We start from the raw sequence: 17,652 nt of genomic DNA, 5'->3' as shown, positions 1-17,652 counted from the left end.
ACATCTCACTGGTAGGCGTCAAAACCGGACTAGCTGTTCAGAAACAAAAATCAGTCAAAGTAATCCGTGTACATACTAAAAGTATAGCGCAGGGCTGTGACTGTCAACACAACGAGCGCGATGGGTCGGGTATAGTTCGCTACTAGATGGTCACACCCTTGAACTGCAGCTATTGTGACATTGAGGCATCGGTCCCTGCCTCCAGATTTGTTGTGTTGACGGTCGGTTCGGGTCGTCTGTACTGTGAGTCACAGTCACTTATCCGTATACCGACTAAGGAAGCAACGGGACAGGACATGACACTCATCGAGGATCGAGTCTGTCAACGCTCGCTACAGGCGCGCGGTACGGGCGCGTGGGCACTTCCCGACTGAGCAGGCGGCGCTCAAATGCTTGTACTTGGCCACGCGTGCTCTGGACCCGACAGGGAAAGGTAAGGCACGATGGGCAATGAGGTGGAAGCCCGCGCTCAATGCGTTTGCGATCACCTTCGAAGGACGCATCACCCCGAACGGTAACTAACCGACATCAAGGTCGGATCCACCGTTAATCGGACACTCCCCGATAATGTTATCGGCACTTCAATGAGGCTGGGCGAGAACGGTTCTCGGCGTTGTCTGACGTAAGGGGTTCTTGTCGCGACCTAAGGATTCGGCTGTCGGACCTTCATGAGGTCGGGGATCGATCAGTCGGAGTAGCGGGGCACGACGGCGAACACCTCGATGTCGCGCGGTACCCCCTTGGCGCGGAATCGCCGGCGACGAGTGGCATACCGATCGGCGCCGGCGGCGTCGACGGTCGCTCCGCTGGCCAACAGCTCACCGGCTCCCGCGGCTGCCGCGATCCGAGCGGCGACGTTCACATCGACACCGAGGAAATCGTCACCGACCGCCCGCGGTTCGCCGGTGTGGAGACCGGCTCGCAGCTGTGGCCGGTAGTCCCCGAACGTCAGGGCACTCACGGCGACGATCACCTCGTGACCGGCCTCGATCGCCTCGACACCGTCGACGAACACGGCCATCGTCCCGTCGCCGAGATGTTTGACGATGCGTCCGCCGCGGCTGCGCACGATGTTCTCGGTGACGTCGTTGACGTCGCGCAGGAGTCGGAGGACCTGGTCGTCTCCGGCATGCAGGGCCCACGTCGAGAATCCGACGAGATCGGTGAACAAGATGGTGGCGGGGACTGGGGTGCGATCGGATCGACGACGTCGTGTGGTCACCAACGCCTGCCACACCTGGACCGATGCGAGGCCGAGCTCTCGTATGGCACTGGGTTTCTCGGGCCGGGACTCGCTGATGAGGCGTGCCACGCGGTCGGATGCACGCGGCCCGGTGATCGGGTTCTCGTTGTGCGGGATCAGATCTCGTGCGGCGCGAGCCGCCTTGACGACCCCGGCGCTGGAGTCGGTGCGGGCCAGTAGGTCGGCCATCCGGCGCCCGGGTCCGGGACGGTCGGGATCGTTGCGTCTGACGGGAAGCCGGTCGCCCCGACGACGGGTCGACCCACCGGTCCTGTCGTTCGCTGCGGAGGGTTCGTCCGGGCCGTCCGCGGCGGATGTCGCATCGTCGTCGGTCGGACCGGGATCCGGGAGACCGTCGCGGTCGCGGTCACGTGTCGAGTCGTCGGCTCCGGTCACGCCTTGAGTCTAGTGGCCCCGCTCATCGCGAGACCGACACCGCCGCGTCCTCGGTGACACCGTTCCGCAAACGCTGTTGTAACGGCCTTTGTACCGTGCTGTCATCAGCAAGACGCTCGACCGAACGGTGTTCGTACTTCATGCCTGGCCGAGTACGTTGTCACCGCTGTGCCCACGACAGCCATGACCGCCCACGTCAGGGTCCAGTAGGCGCGCGAGCGCCTGAGGTGGGACGTGTTTCACTCTGGTACGTGGCTTCAGGCGCAGCGCCGGTGACGGTTCCATCGGTCTTCACGATCGGCGGCGACGGAACACTGACGGCCGAACCTCTCGCGATCAGCCTTTGGTCAAAGTCCAAGATCGGGGGATACGCGGTGTGCGGTGTACTGGCCCGTGCCATCGAGGAGGTCGCTGCGGCTAGAAGTCGACAGACCGATCTCGGAGCGAGAGGGCCTGATTACTACAGGCTCTCGGTCACGCCGGCGTCGTTGTCCGGTCGCCTTTCCGCGGTGGTCCGGTCGCCATGTGAGCAGAAGTGCCAATGCCAACAGGATCTCGGCGATGTCGCCCCAGTAGTACATGAGCGTTCCGCCGGCGCGTAGCTCGTCGAGTGGTGCGCCGACCCTGACGAACAATCCGGCGTACAGCAACTGGGCGATGACGGCGTGTCCGAGGATGGCGAGTCCGAGGACCGCAAGTCGCGTATGCACCGACGGACGCTCGGGCCCCGGATCCGGGCCGGCGATCATCCACGCGAACAGATAACCGGACACGAAGAAGTGGACGTGCACGACCATGTGGAAGGCTTCGTGGCGTTCGGTGAGAGCGAACAGCGGGGTGAAGTACAGCGCGGCGAGGCCGCCGATGGTCGCTGCGAGGAGCACTGCGGGGTGGGTGGTGATTCGAGCGGGACGTGAGCGTAGCAGGTGCACAAGCGGTTTGGTGACCGAGACCGGCGCAGTCCTCAGGACCAGAGTCATCGGCGCGCCCAGTGCGAGGGCGAGTGGCGCGTACATGCCCAGCAGGAGGTGGCCCAGCATGTGATCGGGGAATGCATCGGACGTGCTCGGCTGAAGTGCCAGACCCAGAACGATTAAACCGACGATGAAACTCGCCGTGTGCCAGTGGTTCCACCCGCGTGGCTGTCGGCGGCATCGCTGAGCGGCGACAATATAGATCACTCCGGCGAACACGAGTGCGGTCATCGCCACCAGGACACCGGCGGAAGCGGTGCCCGCATGCGATTGGTGAGCGACGGTCACGGCGTCGAGGTGCGCCGGTCGGCCCGCGGCGGCGCATCATCGTACGGCTTTGCGGTTCGTTGTAGCGCCCACCCGATGAGCACGAGAGCAACTCCGAGTATCAGAAAGCCGATGTCCCAAAGGGTTTGGTGGTCACCGCTTCGGACGTGGTGAATTCCGAGGATGTGGTGGTCGATGATGCCCTCGACGAGGTTGAACAGCCCCCATCCGACAAGGACCCAACCCCACAGTGATCGTGACGTCCACAACCGCTGACGTGCGTGCGTGACGCGTGAATACAGCAGTGCCAACCCGATCAGCACGGCGAGCCAGGTGAAGGTATGGAACAACCCGTCCCAGAGAGTGTTGATCTCCAGGCCATGGACGGTGTCGGCCGGGTAGTGGTCGATCCCGATACGGTCGGTGTCGGTGCTCGTCAGCATGTGATGCCACTGCAGTATCTGGTGGAGCAGGATGCCGTCGACGAAACCGCCGAGACCGACACCGAGGACCACTCCCGGCAGGGCGAGTGAGGTCTCAGTGTCTTGACGATTGGTTGCCCGCGGGCTGCTGCGCATTCCATCGCGATGCCCGGGCGTCGTCCGGTCTAAACGTCACCGTATTGACCACGTGCCTGCACCCCATACCGGCTTTTGCCTGGCGAAAAAAAGGGTCTCCACCAGGCCCGGAACGGTTCAGTGCAATGCCTGCGACGATGCGCGGGCCCTCTATTTCTCGATGCCGGTGATGGGCCGGCGCCTCGCCCAGTGCGTCCTGGCTGTGCTGGTGCTACGCGCGCAGCGGGTCGTCGAACGACTCGTCGAGATTCCGAGCCTCTCAGCACCCAGGTGGGGAATCTCAACCGTTGTCGCGAGCGTCTTCGCACCACCAGCTTGGCGTGTCGGGGTTTCCCTCCTCCGATTCACTGCTGCTGCAGCTGGCGAAGAACAGTCCCCCGATTACGAACATCGCCACGACGACGCCAACACCGCGCCGAAGACGCTGATCAGACCGGCGCGCCGGCCGCTTCGGCGTCGTCGGCCTCGCGCCCGTACCGGGTGGCCAGCCACGAGCAGATCATGAGCTGGATCTGGTGGAAGATCATCAGTGGCAGCACGATGAGGCCGACGGTGGTGCCGGCGAACAGGACGGTCGCTATGGGCAGGCCGGTGGCCAGGCTCTTCTTGGTGCCGCAGAACTGGATGGCGATCGTGTCGGCGCGGTCGAAGCCGAGCCGCTTCGGGAGCCAGCCGGTGATCGCGAGCATCACGATGACGAGCAGCAGCGAGATGACGGTCACGGCGATCACCTGACCCACCTCCACCGACGACCAGATGCCCTGGACGACCCCCTCGCTGAACGCCACGTAGACGACGAGCACGATGGCGCCACGGTCGGCCAGCTTGGTGATCTTCGCGTGCCGGGTGAAGAACGGGCCGACCCACCGGCGGGCGAGCTGCCCGAGCAGGAACGGCACCAGGATCTGCGCGACGATCTTCAGGACCGACGTCGCGTCGATGCTGATGTCGCCGGCGTTCTGCATCAGCGCGACCACCAGCAGCGGGGTCAGGAAGACGCCGAGGATGTTCGACGTGGATGCGCTGACGATCGCCCCGGCGATGTTGCCTCGGGCCATCGAGGTGAAAGCGATCGAGGACTGCACCGTCGATGGGACCAGGCATAGAAAGAGCAGTCCGGCATAGAGGTCCTCGCCGATCAACGGCTCGACAACCGGTTTCAGCGCCAGTCCCACGATCGGGAAGACGATGAACGTGAACGCGAGGATCGTGACGTGCAGCCGCCAGTGCCGGAGACCTTCGAGCGCCTCGCGTGGATGAAGTCGAGTGCCGTAGAGGAAGAACAGTGCGGCGATCGCGACGATCACCACCCAGTCGAGTGCCTCCGCCGCCGCGCCGCGAACCGGCAGGAATGCGGCCACCGCGACGGCGATGCAGATGGCCAGGATGAAGCCGTCGATCGGAGAACGATCGAGGAGATTCTTGAGAGTACGCATGGATGTGCCCCGAGATCAGTGATGTGAGACGACGCCGGCCGCCTCAGGCCTGGGCCGAGTCGCCTGCGCAGACGCCGCGCAACGAGCAGGCACCGCAGCTGCTGGTGCCGCAGTCGGCCGCCGGGGCCGAGGGGTTCTCGTCGGCGGCATGGCTGTGGGCGTCGCCGCCGGAACAGCAGGAACAGCCCTCGTCGTCGGCGGGTACGGCTGCAGCGGCGCGTACCCCGATCCCGCTGACCAGTCCGACCACCACGAGCGCGGCCACCAGCGCGACGAGTCCGAAGGCCAGTGCCCACCCGCCCGGGACGGCAAGGGTCGCGATGGCCCCCAGCGTGAGGATCACCGACGCGCCGAGAGTGCCCGGTCCGGCGATGCGGTTGGCGATGCGGAAAGCCTCGTCGGACCGCATGGTCTCCGCGGAGCGAACGCCGATCCAACGATTGCGCGGGAGGGTGCCGCGGAGTCCGCGGATTCCTACCACCGCCCAGAGTCCGGCCAGCACGAAGAGCAGTACGGCAACGGCGACGGACACGGCATTCACGACCCACAGCATACGACCGTGCGTCGTACCGAAGTGAATCGGTATCTGACGAGCCGGTGCCGCCCACGTCGGAGGCGACCGGATTGGGGGCGGCGACGGACAGGATTTACCCTGGTCGCGTGACTTCAGCCGAGAAGACGAGCGGCGACACCGCCGGCACGACCGCCCACCGCTACACGGCGGCGGTCGCCGGCGAGATCGAGCAGCGCTGGCAGCAGACCTGGTCCGACGAGCACGCCTACGAGGCGCCGAATCCCGTCGGGCCGCTCGCCGGTGACCTGTCCGCCTTCGGCGGCGGGGACGCCGACGCCGCCGACAAGCTCTTTGTGCAGGACATGTTCCCCTACCCGTCCGGCGCAGGCCTGCATGTCGGCCACCCGCTCGGCTTCATCGCGAGCGATGTCTTCGCGCGCTACCAGCGGATGACCGGCAAGAACGTGCTGCACACGATGGGCTTCGACTCGTTCGGCCTGCCCGCCGAGCAATACGCTGTGCAGACCGGCACCCATCCGCGCACCACCACCGAGCAGAACATCGAGCGCTACCTGGGCCAGATCCGACGGCTCGGGCTGGGCCACGACGAGCGCCGTCGGGTGGCCACCACGGACGTGGACTTCTACCGGTGGACCCAGTGGATCTTCCTGCAGATCTACAACGCCTGGTACGACACCGACCAGGGCAAGGCTCGGCTCATCTCCGAGCTGGTCGACGAATTCGCTTCGGGTGCACGAGCATTGGGTGGAAAGCATGAGGGGCGCCGCTGGGCCGACCTCTCCCCCGCCGAGCGCACCGAGATCCTCGACGACCATCGCCTGGTGTACCTGAGTGATTCGCTGGTGAACTGGTGCCCCGGACTGGGCACCGTGCTGGCCAACGAGGAGGTCACCGCCGACGGCCGCAGTGACCGCGGCAACTTCCCGGTGTTCCGGAAGCATCTGCGGCAGTGGATGATGCGGATCACCGCGTACTCCGACCGGTTGCTCGACGACCTGGATCTGCTGGACTGGCCGGACAAGGTCAAGACCATGCAGCGCAACTGGATCGGACGCTCGCGCGGTGCCCAGGTTCGCTTCGACGTGCCCGGCGTCGGCGGCATCGAGGTGTTCACCACCCGTCCCGACACCCTGTTCGGCGCCACCTACATGGTTCTCGCGCCCGAGCATCCGCTCGTCGGCGACCTCATCACCGGAGCATGGCCCGAGGGCACCGATGATCGCTGGACCCGCGGCGGGGCCGACCCCGCGGCCGCGATCGCGGAGTACCGCGCGTCGATCGCCGCGAAGTCCGACCTCGAGCGCCAGGAGAACAAGGAGAAGACGGGTGTCTTCACCGGGAGCTTCGCCGTCAATCCCGTGAACGGAGAGCAGGTTCCGGTCTTCGTCGCCGACTACGTCCTCATGGGCTACGGCACCGGCGCGATCATGGCGGTCCCGGCCCACGACGCCCGCGACCATGAGTTCGCGACGGTGTTCGGACTGCCGATCCGCGAGGTGATCGGCTCCGACACCGACATCGCCACCGAGGCGTACGTGGGCGACGGACCCCTGGTGAACTCCGGGTTCCTCGACGGTCGCAATGTCGAGGACGCGAAGGCGGCGATCGTCGAACGTCTCGAAGCCGACGGTATGGGCACCGGGAGAATCCAATACAAGCTGCGCGACTGGCTGTTCGCCCGTCAGCGTTACTGGGGCGAACCCTTCCCGATCGTCTACGACGCCGCCGGCCAACCCCACGCGCTGCCGGAATCGATGCTGCCGGTGGAGCTTCCGGAGGTCGACGACTATGCGCCGGTGTCCTTCGACCCCGACGACGCGGACAGCGAGCCGTCGCCTCCGCTGGCGAAGGCCACCGAGTGGATGACGGTGGAACTCGACCTGGGCGACGGCGTGCAGACCTACACTCGGGACGCCAATGTCATGCCCCAGTGGGCGGGCAGTTCGTGGTACCAGCTGCGCTACATCGACCCCACCAACTCGGAAACCCTGTGCGCCAAGGAGAACGAGGCGTACTGGATGGGGCCCCGGCCGGCACTGCACGGCGAGAACGACCCGGGTGGCCTCGACCTCTACATCGGTGGCGTCGAGCACGCGGTGCTGCACCTGCTGTACTCGCGGTTCTGGCACAAGGTCCTCTTCGACCTCGGATACGTCACGAGTCGCGAACCGTACCGAAAGCTGTTCAACCAGGGCATGATCCAGGCGTACGCCTACACCGATTCGCGCGGCATCTATGTGCCCGCCGAAGAGGTCACCGAAGAGAACGGCGAGTTCTTCTACAACGGTGAGAAGGTTCGCCGGGAGTACGGCAAGATGGGCAAGTCCCTGAAGAACTCGGTGGCGCCCGACGACATCTGCCGCGACTACGGTGCCGACACGCTGCGCGTCTACGAGATGTTCATGGGTCCGCTCGACCAGTCACGGCCGTGGGCCACCAAGGACGTGGTGGGGTCGCAGCGATTCCTGCAGCGCATCTGGCGACTCGTCGTCGACGAGGAGTCCGGTGCGCTCCGGGTCGCCGACACCGAGCTCGACGACGACACGAAACGGTTGCTGCACAAGACGATCGCCGGCGTCCGCGAGGACTACGACGCGTTGCGCAACAACACGGCGGTCGCCAAGCTCACGGTGCTGACCAACCACCTCACCAAGAACTTCGAGAAGACCGGCGCCCCGCGGGAGGCCGTCGAGGCGCTGGTGATCATGCTGGCTCCCCTGGCCCCGCACATCGCCGAGGAGCTGTGGCACCGGCTGGGTCGGGAGACCCTGGTGGTGCGGACCGCATTCCCGGTCGCCGATGAGGAGTGGCTGGTCGAGGACACCGTCGAGATCCCGGTTCAGGTCAAGGGCAAGGTCCGCAGTCGGATCACCGTCCCGGCCGACGCCGACGAGGAGACCCTGCGTGCCGCCGCGCTCGCCGACGAGAAGATCGTCGCGCTCCTCGACGGCGCCGAACCCCGCAAGGTCATCGTGGTGCCCGGTCGGATGGTGAACATCGTTCCCTGACGGCACCTCTCTGATCCGAGTGGGCCGTACTCATGCTCCCTGAGGTGCGAGCGAAGCGAGCCACGAAGGGCTCGCAAGGTGTCTCACCAGGCCCTTCGTGGCTCGTCGCTTTCGCTCCTCGCACCTCAGGGACCAGAGATCGACGCTCGCTCCTCAGGGATCCTAGGCCGGTCGTATCTACTTCGGCGGCAACTTCCGCGCGTAGTTCGAACCGATCGCAATCCAGCGGGAGAGCTGGCGGTCGGTGGCGATGCCGGCGTCGTCGACGCGTAGCCATCCCCGGAGCTCGCGTTCCGACATCACCATCGGCCGGGTGTGCGGGTACTCGAGGAGGCTCTCGGTCTCCTCGGGTGCGACGCGCACCATGATCCCGCCCTTGCCGCTGGCAGCGACGGCCATGTTGCCGTTGATCAGAAAGGCCAGCCCGCCGAACATGCGCTTCTCGTCGAGGCCGCACTCGGTCGCCAGCAGAGCACGGATGCGGTAGGCCAGTTCCTCGTCGTACGCCACCGGTCCACATTATTCGGCTTCGGTCACGAACCGGGACTTGGCAACGAACTTACTGCGCAGTAAGGTACTGCCATGGCGATCAACCTGGAGCTCCCGAAGAAGTTCGATTCGACGGTCGAGCGCACCCACATGGCTGCCGAGCACCTCTTCCGGCCGATCTCGCGCAAGTACGACCAGGCCGAGCACGAGTACCCGGTCGAACTCGACGAACTGGCGAAGCTCGCCAAGCAGAGTCGCTCCACGGAGAAGTCCGCCGACGCCGAGAAGTCCGCCTCCGACGCTCCGTCGGTGAACGGCGCGAACATGCGCGGCCTCCTGTCGGCTCTGGAGATGAGCTGGGGCGACGTGGGCCTGCTGCTCTCCATTCCCGGTCAGGGCCTGGGCAATGCCGCGATCGCGGCCGTGGCGAACCCCGAGCAGCTCGAACGCTTCGGCGACGTATGGGCGGCGATGGCCATCACCGAACCGAGCTTCGGTTCCGATTCGGCGGCGGTCTCCACGACCGCGACCCTCGATGGCGACGAGTACATCCTGAACGGCGAGAAGATCTTCGTGACCGCGGGATCGCGCGCCGACCACGTCGTCGTGTGGGCGACCATCGACAAGAGCGTCGGACGCGCGGCCATCAAGAGCTTCGTCGTGCCGATGACCACCGAGGGCGTCACCGTGGCCCGCCTCGAGCACAAGCTGGGCATCAAGGCCTCCGACACGGCCGTCATCCGGTTCGAGAACGCGCGGGTCCCCGCCGAGAACCTGCTCGGCTCGCCGGAGATCGACACCAAGAAGGCCTTCGGCGGGGTCATGCAGACCTTCGACAACACTCGTCCGGTGGTCGCCGCGATGGCCATCGGGCTCGGTCGCGCCTCCCTGGAGGAGCTGCGTCGGATGCTGGAGGAAGCGGGTCACGAGATCGACTACGACCGTCCCGCGTCGTCGCAGCACGCCACCGTCGCCGAGTTCATCCGCCTCGAATCCGATTGGGAGGCCTCGTGGTTGCACACGGTGCGGGCGGCGTGGATGGCAGACAACAAGCAGCCCAACTCGACCGAGGCATCGATGTCGAAGGCGAAAGCCGGTCGGACCGTCACCGACATCACCAACAAGACCGTCGAGATCGGTTCCACGGCAGGCTATTCCGAGACGTCACTGGTGGAGAAGTGGGCGCGTGACTCGAAGATCCTCGACATCTTCGAGGGAACCCAGCAGATCCAGCAGCTGATCATCGCCCGGCGCGTGTTGGGGAAGAGCTCAACCGATCTGACCTAAGACTCTCTGGAGTCGGCCGCAGTCAACTGGTCGCGACCGCCGAAGAACGCACCCGAAGAACTCATTTCGACCGCCAGACCTTGATCGAAGTCTGGCGGTCGAAATGAAGTCTGGGTGTCGTCGAACGTCCTCAGACCTGCGCGATGAGCCACGCCGCGATCGTCGCAGCGTTCGCGCGGTCGGTGGCCACGCCCGCATGCCCGGTGAACCGGTCGGAGTACGTGACGCGCACCCCGGCGCGCCGATAGGTCTGCACCAGACCGGACACCAGCGGTTGCGGCGACACGGTGTCGACGGTGCCCGAGTCGATGCGGACCGGTAGCCCCCGATCGAAACGCAGTTGGTCGACATCGTTGTCGCGCAACACTTTCAACAATGCGGCCTTCATCTCGTCGCCGCGCGGTCCCAGGAGCTGGGCCGGTGCGAGGCCGCCGAACGAGTCCGGTGAGGTCAGGTCGGCGTAGCAGCGGGCCTCGACCTGCGGACGGAGCCTGCTCGCCGCCGCGCTGAGCCCGCCGTTGGACATCAACTCGTCGAACTCGGGATCGGCTGCGGCCGCGCCATACCCGATGAGAGCGGCCAATCCCATCAGTTCGTTGATCGCGGGACCGGACACCGGAACGTGGGACGCCCCATCGAGGAGCGCGGCCACCTGCGTCGGCGGTGCGAGTGCCGACACCGCGCGGAGTCGGAGGTCGCCCCATTCCGATAACGGCCGCGCCGCGGCGGCCAAGGCGGCGACGGCGCCCTCGGAATGCCCGGCCACGACGACGTCGCGGCCGATCCGTCGGTCGTGATCCGCGACAGCCAGCGCCATGTCGACCGTCGATCGCGCCAGCGAGTCGCCGATGAGATACGGGTGCGGCCCGGGCCCGCCGATACCCTCGAAGTCGGGCCGTGCCACGGCGAATCCGGCGTCGAGCAACCGGCCGACGATGCCGTCACCTGACGTCATGCGGGGAAGTTCGGAATGACCGGCATGGGCCTGCGACGGCGCGCATCGGTCTGCAGCGCCGACCGTCATGTGATTCCACACGGCGAGCGGCCAACCCCCGGCGGGCGGCCGCGTCGACGGTGTGAGCAGCGTGCCGGTCATCTCCGTCGGGAGACCGCGGACGGACGTCGAGCTGTATCGCACGCGCAATGTCGAACCCGCTTGGGGGAGTGCGATGACCGGGTCCGTCACGGTCTCGGAGTCGACGATGCGCGGGACAGCGTGAACACCGGCCGCCGAATCCGGCCCTGGACCTCCCGCCCTGGCGGGAGCCTGCACGGTCAGCACCGTGGCGAAGGTCAACGCGACTCCGACGACTGCGGCGAGAAGCCGTCGGCCGCCGATCGATCTCGTGTCCTTCGCAAGCAGGGTGGGCACCGTCACCCGTAGCAGAGTAACCGGGATCCGGGTGCGCCGCGCCGCCTCTGCGGGTCGCAGCACAGATCAGCGCAGGAGACGTTGGCGCAGTGCGGCTTCGCGCGCGAGCCGTTCGGCGTCGCGGCGGCGGCGCTCGGCCATGATCGCCGACAACACGTCTTCGAACGGGGCGCCGGGCGGGGGAGCGGGTGCGACGAACGGCGCGACGTCAAACACGATCCTCCGGGCGGCATGGGCTCTCGGCTCGGGCTTCATGCCGTGGCGGCCGTTGAGGAACTGGCGGATGATCACCGCGAGTGGGTCGGGGAGGGCGGCCATGTCGGCGGACACGGCCCACGAGTGCAGGCCGGGTGGCATCTCGATGGGTGCCTGCTCGACGAGCCGGTGGCGGTCGCGGATGACGTAGGTCCCGGCGAGCAGGTCGCCCAGGCGCTTGCTCTTGCGCGAGATGGCCGCCGAGATCAGCGCTGGGAGTCCCAGGCACGCATACAGTTCGACGAAGCCGACGAGTGCTCGGGTCAGGGAGTGGCGGAACCCGGTCGGGCCCGCGTCATCGCGGACTGTTCGGAGGCCCAGGACGAGGTGTCCCACGGTCTTCCCCGGGGTCACGGTCTCCAGCAGCGTCGGGACTGCGACGACGGCGACGATCGGGATCAGGGTGTTGATGGTTCCCCGCCACGCCTCGCTCGCCTCGCCGGCGACCTTGAACGACATCCACCACAGGAACAACCACAGTCCGAACCCCAGCAGGACGTCGATGATGCCGGAGAGAATCCGGTAGCCGAGGTTCGCCGGCGGGAGTGCGAGAGCGACCGCCTCGCCGGAGACGAGGTCGTTGCGTCCAACGCCGACCGTCGTCGTGGCGCCCGCGCCCCATGCGACCGGACCGGGTCGGCCGGCGACGGGTGCGCCCGGGCCCGCGGGGGGCCGAGGCGGCACTGGACGAGACATCACGCCTCACCCTACGACGCAATTCGTCGACAGGGCATCGGGAACTCACAGCCCCGACGTCCGCTGAATGACACGTGCCGCGGAGGTGAGAATGCCCGATACGCTGGCCGAGTGGATCTCGACGCCTATGTGTCCGCGCACCGCGCGACGTGGGAGCGGCTTGACGCGCTCTCCCGGCGCCGCCGACTCACCGGTGCCGAGGCCGACGAGATGATCGACATCTATCAGCGGGTGGCCACCCACCTGTCGGTCATCCGGTCGACGGCGCCCGATGCCTCGCTGGTGGCATACCTGTCGGGCCTCCTGGCCCGCGCCCGCGGTCGCGCGACCGGAACCCGGGTCAGCACGCCGGCGACGGTGATCGAGTTCTTCACCCGGTCGTTCCCCGCGGCCCTGTACCGGATGCGCTGGTGGTGGCTCTCGGCGATGGGCGGATCGCTCGGTGCGGCCGTGATCATGACGTGGTGGGTCCTGGCGCACCCGCGGATCGAGAGTTCGTTCGCATCGCCCGCGGAGATCGAGCGTCTCGTCACCAACGACTTCGAGAACTACTACAGCGAATACGAGGCGACGTCGTTCGCCGCTCGCGTGTGGACCAACAACTTCTGGCTGGCCGCGCTGTGTATCGCGTTAGGGGTCTTCGGGTTCCCCGTGATCTGGATGCTCTATACGAACATCCTCAATCTGGTGGTCGTGGCGTCGATCATGATCCGGCACGGTCGTGGTGACCTGTTCTTCGGACTGATCCTGCCGCACGGAATGCTCGAACTGACCTGTTTGTTCGTCGCTGCGGGCGTGGGCCTGCGGATCTTCTGGGCCTGGGTGGCCCCGGGGAATCGAACGCGTGCAACGGCTCTCGGGGAGGAGGGCCGAGCAGCGGTCGGTGTCGCGCTGGGTCTGGTCGTCGTGCTGCTGCTGTGCGGGGTCATCGAAGCGTTCGTCACGCCGTCCCCGCTGCCTACCTGGGCCCGGATCGGGATCGGCGTGACGGCGTGGACGCTGTTCATGGCGTACGTCTTCGTCGCCGGGCGCCGCGCGTACGAGTACGGCGACACCGGCGATCTCGACGAGGCAGCTCGCGGGCTCACCGTCCCGACGGCGAGATAGCGGCCCGTCGACGTCGAACCGGAATCGAACGACGCCTACGATCACCGGAAAGGGTCGACGACGACGAAGGGGAACACTCTGATGGCCACTCGCAAGGGATCACTGGACGCTGTCTCGCTGCTGGGCGGGGGACTGGCCGCCACCGGGGTTGCGCACTTCATCAAGCCCGAGATCTTCGCCCCGATCACCGAGCCGGTGTTCCCCGACGACACCACCACCTGGACCTACCGCAACGGTGCCTGCGAGACCGCCATCGGCCTCGCACTGGTGTCGCCGCGGACCCGCCGGCTGGGCCTGGCCGGGCTGGCCGGCTACGTCGGGTTCCTCGGTTACCGGGCGGCTCTCGCGAAGAAGTGATCCTTTGCTCCTCAATCCGAAAGATTGACCTGACCACTGCTCCCTGAGGAGCGCCCGGAGCTTGCGGAGGGCGCGTCACGAAGGGTCCCGCAAGGCGTCTCACCAGGCCCTTCGTGGCTCGTCGACCTCGACGCGCTCCTTCGTCGCTTGCTCGGCCCGGCGGCTTGCGCTCCTCGCACCTCAGTATCTGCGGCCTCGCGGCCGTCGTGGACTACGAAAGAACACTCTCAGCATCCACATCTCTGCTCCCTGAGGTGCGAGCGAAGCGAGCCACGAAGGGCTTCGCAACGTGTCTCACCAGGCCCTTCGTGGCTCGTCGCTTGCGCTCCTCGCACCTCAGGGAGCAATGGTTCTGTCTTCCCTTCGGACTAGGGAATTGTTCTCGCGCCCGCCGCCGAGTGCGGGATCAGATCCGTCCGAACTCCGCCATCGCGTCGGCGAGGGTCATGCCGTTGCGGATCGCGGCCCGGACGTCGATCTCCTTCTCCGTCATGGTCTCCGCTGCCTCGAGCACGACGTCGACGATCCCAGCGGGGATGACGATGACACCGTCGTCGTCGCCGAGGATGAAGTCGCCGGGCTCGATGACGACCGGTTCCCCGGATGCGCCCGGCAGGGTGACGGGTTGCTGCCACGTCTCGACGCGCCAACGGCCGCTGGTCTGCACCGAGGTCGGATAGCGGGAGAACGTCGTGAAACCGATCTCGTGGAGCCATCTCTTGTCGCGCACACCGCCGTCGACCACTGCGCCGACGGAGCCCCGCTGCATCATGCCGATCGCGACGAGTTCACCGAAGTAACAGACGCCCCGGCCGTTCCCCTGCCACACGGAGACCTCGTCCGGGCCGATCTGGCTGCACGCCTGCGCTTTCAGCGGGTCCCGTCCCGGGGCGGCGCTCGTCGCGCCCGAGATGGTGAACGCCCAGCCGGCCAGCCGTTCGCGTCCGGCCGCACACGTGAAGTCGGTGCTGAGCGCCTGATCACGGTGACCCAGGTCGTCGAGGACGTCGGCGACGTTCGCGACGTCGACGGCGAGGAAGCGGGAGCGGATGAGTGCGCGGTCGGTGCTGGTGCGCATGGGCATCGGCGGCTGACTTTCGGTGAGGGCGGGCGAGGAGCGGGGAAGGAACTGCTGTCGCATCAGGTGTCCTGACGCGTGCGCATCCGCAGGCGGCGGAACGCGGTGAACAGGACGACGACGGCCAGGACTCCGTAGAGGACCCAGGTGATCGCGCTGCCCACCAGCACACTCGGATCACCGCCGCTCGACATCATCGCGTTGCGCAGGCTGGTCTCGGCAAGGGGGCCGAGGACGACGCCGATCATGACGGGGGCGAGCGGGAAACCATAGCGCCGCAGCAGATATCCGACGAAGGCGATGGCGATGACCAGGATGAGGTCGGTGATCGCGGCCGAGGTCGCGTAGACACCGAGCACGCAGAACACCGCGATCCCCGCGTAGAGGTAGTGCCTGGGGATCAGCAGCAGTTTCGCCCAGATGGCGGCGAACGGCATGTTGAGGATCAGCAGCATGACCAGGCCGATGAACAGGCTGGCGATGAGCGTCCAGACGAGATCGGCGTTGCGCTCGAAGAGCAGGGGGCCGGGCTGCAGGCCGTACTGCTGGAATGCGGCCAGCATGATCGCCGCGGTGGCGGAGGTGGGCAGACCCATCGCGAGCAGGGCACCCATCGCGGTGCCCGACGTCGCGTTGCCCGCCGCCTCCGGACCGGCGACACCGCGGATGGCGCCGTGACCGAACTGGGGGTCGGGTCGTTTGCGGTCGAGACGACGCTCGGTTCCGTAGGCGAGGAACGTCGGCACCTCTGCGCCGCCGACCGGGATGACGCCGAAGGGGACGCCGAAACCGGTGCCGCGCAACCACGCCGGAAGCGCCTCGCGGAACTCGGCGCGCTTGAGGAAGGGCCGCCCGATGACGGCGTCCGCGTCCGGCGCACGCGTGCGATGGATGCGGGAGGCGACGTAGAGGACCTCGCCCAGAGCCAGGGTGCCGACGGTGATGACGATGATGCTGATGCCGTCGAACAACTCGGGCGCGCCCATCGTGAAGCGCTGGGTGCCCGAGATGCCGTCGATCCCGATGACCGCGAGGATCAGCCCGATGAGGAGTCCGGTCAGACCCTTGATGACGGAGTCGGAGACCACCGAGGCAATCGCGATGAAGGCGAAGACGGCGAGGGCGAAGTATTCGGCGGGACCGAACTGGATGGCGAGATCGGCGAGCTTGGGTGCGAAGAACACGACGATGGTCGTCGCGATCAAGCCGCCGATGAAGGCGCCGATCGCGGCGGTGGCGAGGGCCTGGGCGGCGCGCCCGCGTTTGGCCATCCGATGGCCCTCGAATGATGTTGCGATGGCGGTGGACCCGCCGGGCGTGTTCATCAGGATGCCCATGGTCGAGTCACCGAACAGGCCGCCGAAGTACACGCCGGCGAACATGATGAACGCGGCGGTGGGGTCGAGGGTGAAGGTCACCGGCAGCAACAGTGCGACGGCCATCGCCGAACCCAGGCCCGGGAGCACACCCACCGCGGTGCCGAGCAGCGCGCCGATGAAGACCCAGAGCAGGTTCATCGGGGTGAGTGCCTGGGAGAAGCCCTCCAACAGGAGTGAGACGTTGTCCATCAGAACAGCCCTCCCAGGACGCCGGCGGGCAGGTTCAGCCCGAGGCCTGCCGAGAAGAACGCCTGCACTGCACAGGAGACGACGAGCGACACCGCGATGTCGAGGACCGGACGGGTGGAACCCATGGCATAGGCGACGATCCAGAAGAGCAGCGCGGCGGACAGAATCCAACCGAGCGGAACCAGCAGCGCGGTGAAGGCGATGAGTCCGGCCAGGACGAGACCCATTGCACGCCAATCACTCTGCGTTCGCCACTGACCGGCCGCGGGCGGCACGATGTCGGGGTCGGGCTCGTCGGGGTGACGCAGGGTCTGCACGGTCAGCAGTCCGGCGATCACGTACGCGCAGATCGTCAGGATGATCGGGAAGAACGCGGGTCCGGGAGTCGCTGCGCTGCCCGGGATGTCCATCCCGATGATGCCCGCGGTCAGGTAGACGGCAAGTGCGAGCATCAGGCCCGCGACGACCAGACCGCTTCGTCCGGTGAGCGGTCGGCGCGCGGGGTCCGATCCGTGTCCGTCGTCGAGCGTCGTGCCGACGGGCTGCGCCGCCGCATTGTCAGTCGTCATGATGGGCTGCCTTCACTGCCAGTACCGGGACCTCGGCGTCGATGAGGATGCGCTGTGCGTTCGAGCCGAGCAGAAGTTTCCCGACGCGCGACCGGCGGCGCAGGCCGACGACGATGAGATCGGCGGACAACTCCTCGGAGACGTCGATGAGTTCGGCGGCCGGATCGGAATCCTCGCGACGATGGCCGAGCCAGCGAATCGCGGTGTTGTTGCCGGCATTCTCGACAGGGGCGAAGTCGGGCTCGGGAATGCCACCGTCGTCGTCGACAGCGGGGGTCTCCATATCGAAGACGATCAGTTGAGAGCTCTCGTTGCGCGCGAGGCGCCGGCCGTGTTCGAAGGCCGCTCGACCTTCGGGGGTGTGGGCGAAAGCGACAAGGATGGGCATGGGTTCTCCGTGATGTCGTGTGGGGCAGGGGTTGTGCAGTGCGGGTTCG

The 17,652-nt window shown here is 66.7% G+C and carries 16 protein-coding genes and 1 pseudogene; 5 read left to right on the top strand and 12 right to left on the bottom strand.

What is annotated here, in order from left to right:
- Window positions 1–303: 303 nt before the first annotated feature.
- Window positions 304–522, top strand: a pseudogene (locus AC3B5T_RS06795) (transposase); the annotation flags it as partial.
- 163 nt (window positions 523–685) lie between these two features.
- On the opposite strand, the gene AC3B5T_RS06790 reads toward AC3B5T_RS06795, so the two are convergent.
- The 5 genes from AC3B5T_RS06790 to AC3B5T_RS06770 form a co-directional block, all read right to left on the bottom strand.
- Window positions 686–1,639, bottom strand: coding sequence for an adenylate/guanylate cyclase domain-containing protein (locus AC3B5T_RS06790; protein WP_010843091.1), 954 nt, complete (start codon window positions 1,637–1,639; stop codon window positions 686–688).
- Window positions 1,640–1,986: 347 nt separating this feature from the next.
- Complete coding sequence (locus AC3B5T_RS06785) at window positions 1,987–2,844, bottom strand: cytochrome c oxidase assembly protein (protein ID WP_231632833.1); 858 nt, start codon at window positions 2,842–2,844, stop codon at window positions 1,987–1,989.
- Window positions 2,845–2,897: 53 nt separating this feature from the next.
- Window positions 2,898–3,458, bottom strand: a complete 561-nt coding sequence (locus AC3B5T_RS06780) for a DUF2243 domain-containing protein (RefSeq protein ID WP_488358455.1) — start codon at window positions 3,456–3,458, stop codon at window positions 2,898–2,900.
- 428 nt (window positions 3,459–3,886) lie between these two features.
- Window positions 3,887–4,894 (bottom strand): bile acid:sodium symporter family protein, encoded by a 1,008-nt coding sequence (locus AC3B5T_RS06775; protein ID WP_488358454.1) that lies wholly within the window; start codon window positions 4,892–4,894, stop codon window positions 3,887–3,889.
- A gap of 43 nt (window positions 4,895–4,937) precedes the next feature.
- Window positions 4,938–5,447, bottom strand: coding sequence for an SdpI family protein (locus tag AC3B5T_RS06770; RefSeq protein ID WP_065630867.1), 510 nt, complete (start codon window positions 5,445–5,447; stop codon window positions 4,938–4,940).
- A gap of 107 nt (window positions 5,448–5,554) precedes the next feature.
- Here AC3B5T_RS06770 and leuS point away from each other — a divergent pair, with 107 nt between their 5' ends.
- Window positions 5,555–8,437, top strand: coding sequence for a leucine--tRNA ligase (leuS, locus tag AC3B5T_RS06765; RefSeq protein ID WP_078113892.1), 2,883 nt, complete (start codon window positions 5,555–5,557; stop codon window positions 8,435–8,437).
- Between the two features lie 177 nt (window positions 8,438–8,614).
- Here the strand turns inward: leuS and AC3B5T_RS06760 are convergent, their stop codons facing one another.
- Window positions 8,615–8,947 (bottom strand): TfoX/Sxy family protein, encoded by a 333-nt coding sequence (locus tag AC3B5T_RS06760; RefSeq protein WP_065630869.1) that lies wholly within the window; start codon window positions 8,945–8,947, stop codon window positions 8,615–8,617.
- Between the two features lie 72 nt (window positions 8,948–9,019).
- Between AC3B5T_RS06760 and AC3B5T_RS06755 the strand changes: the two genes are divergently transcribed.
- Window positions 9,020–10,213 carry an acyl-CoA dehydrogenase family protein gene (locus AC3B5T_RS06755; RefSeq protein ID WP_205333770.1) on the top strand — a complete coding sequence of 398 codons (1,194 nt, stop codon included), beginning with the start codon at window positions 9,020–9,022 and terminating at the stop codon, window positions 10,211–10,213.
- Between the two features lie 130 nt (window positions 10,214–10,343).
- On the opposite strand, the gene AC3B5T_RS06750 is transcribed toward AC3B5T_RS06755, so the two are convergent.
- Window positions 10,344–11,591 carry a lipase family protein gene (locus AC3B5T_RS06750; RefSeq protein ID WP_205333771.1) on the bottom strand — a complete coding sequence of 416 codons (1,248 nt, stop codon included), beginning with the start codon at window positions 11,589–11,591 and terminating at the stop codon, window positions 10,344–10,346.
- 60 nt (window positions 11,592–11,651) lie between these two features.
- On the bottom strand, window positions 11,652–12,536 hold the full coding sequence (locus AC3B5T_RS06745; RefSeq protein ID WP_488358453.1) for an RDD family protein: 885 nt from the start codon (window positions 12,534–12,536) through the stop codon (window positions 11,652–11,654).
- A gap of 111 nt (window positions 12,537–12,647) precedes the next feature.
- On the opposite strand from AC3B5T_RS06745, the gene AC3B5T_RS06740 reads away from it, so the two are divergent.
- Window positions 12,648–13,643 carry a stage II sporulation protein M gene (locus tag AC3B5T_RS06740; protein ID WP_205333773.1) on the top strand — a complete coding sequence of 332 codons (996 nt, stop codon included), beginning with the start codon at window positions 12,648–12,650 and terminating at the stop codon, window positions 13,641–13,643.
- An 81-nt stretch (window positions 13,644–13,724) separates the two neighbouring features.
- On the top strand, window positions 13,725–14,000 hold the full coding sequence (locus AC3B5T_RS06735; RefSeq protein ID WP_065630873.1) for a hypothetical protein: 276 nt from the start codon (window positions 13,725–13,727) through the stop codon (window positions 13,998–14,000).
- Between the two features lie 406 nt (window positions 14,001–14,406).
- Here AC3B5T_RS06735 and AC3B5T_RS06730 read toward each other — a convergent pair whose 3' ends face one another.
- From AC3B5T_RS06730 to AC3B5T_RS06715, 4 genes are read right to left on the bottom strand one after another with little or no spacing between them, the layout of a single operon-like run.
- Window positions 14,407–15,141 (bottom strand): RraA family protein, encoded by a 735-nt coding sequence (locus tag AC3B5T_RS06730; RefSeq protein ID WP_488358452.1) that lies wholly within the window; start codon window positions 15,139–15,141, stop codon window positions 14,407–14,409.
- On the bottom strand, window positions 15,141–16,646 hold the full coding sequence (locus AC3B5T_RS06725) for a tripartite tricarboxylate transporter permease (RefSeq protein ID WP_205333774.1): 1,506 nt from the start codon (window positions 16,644–16,646) through the stop codon (window positions 15,141–15,143). Before AC3B5T_RS06725 ends, AC3B5T_RS06730 begins: the two co-directional genes overlap by 1 nt.
- Complete coding sequence (locus AC3B5T_RS06720) at window positions 16,646–17,215, bottom strand: tripartite tricarboxylate transporter TctB family protein (protein ID WP_277244590.1); 570 nt, start codon at window positions 17,213–17,215, stop codon at window positions 16,646–16,648. The genes AC3B5T_RS06725 and AC3B5T_RS06720 overlap by 1 nt, the downstream gene beginning before the upstream one ends.
- Window positions 17,205–17,603 carry a universal stress protein gene (locus AC3B5T_RS06715; protein WP_277244589.1) on the bottom strand — a complete coding sequence of 133 codons (399 nt, stop codon included), beginning with the start codon at window positions 17,601–17,603 and terminating at the stop codon, window positions 17,205–17,207. Before AC3B5T_RS06715 ends, AC3B5T_RS06720 begins: the two co-directional genes overlap by 11 nt.
- Window positions 17,604–17,652 lie beyond the last annotated feature (49 nt).

Source organism: Gordonia sp. G4, from assembly GCF_057770005.1.
This window is presented reverse-complemented; position numbering and strand designations above follow the sequence as displayed.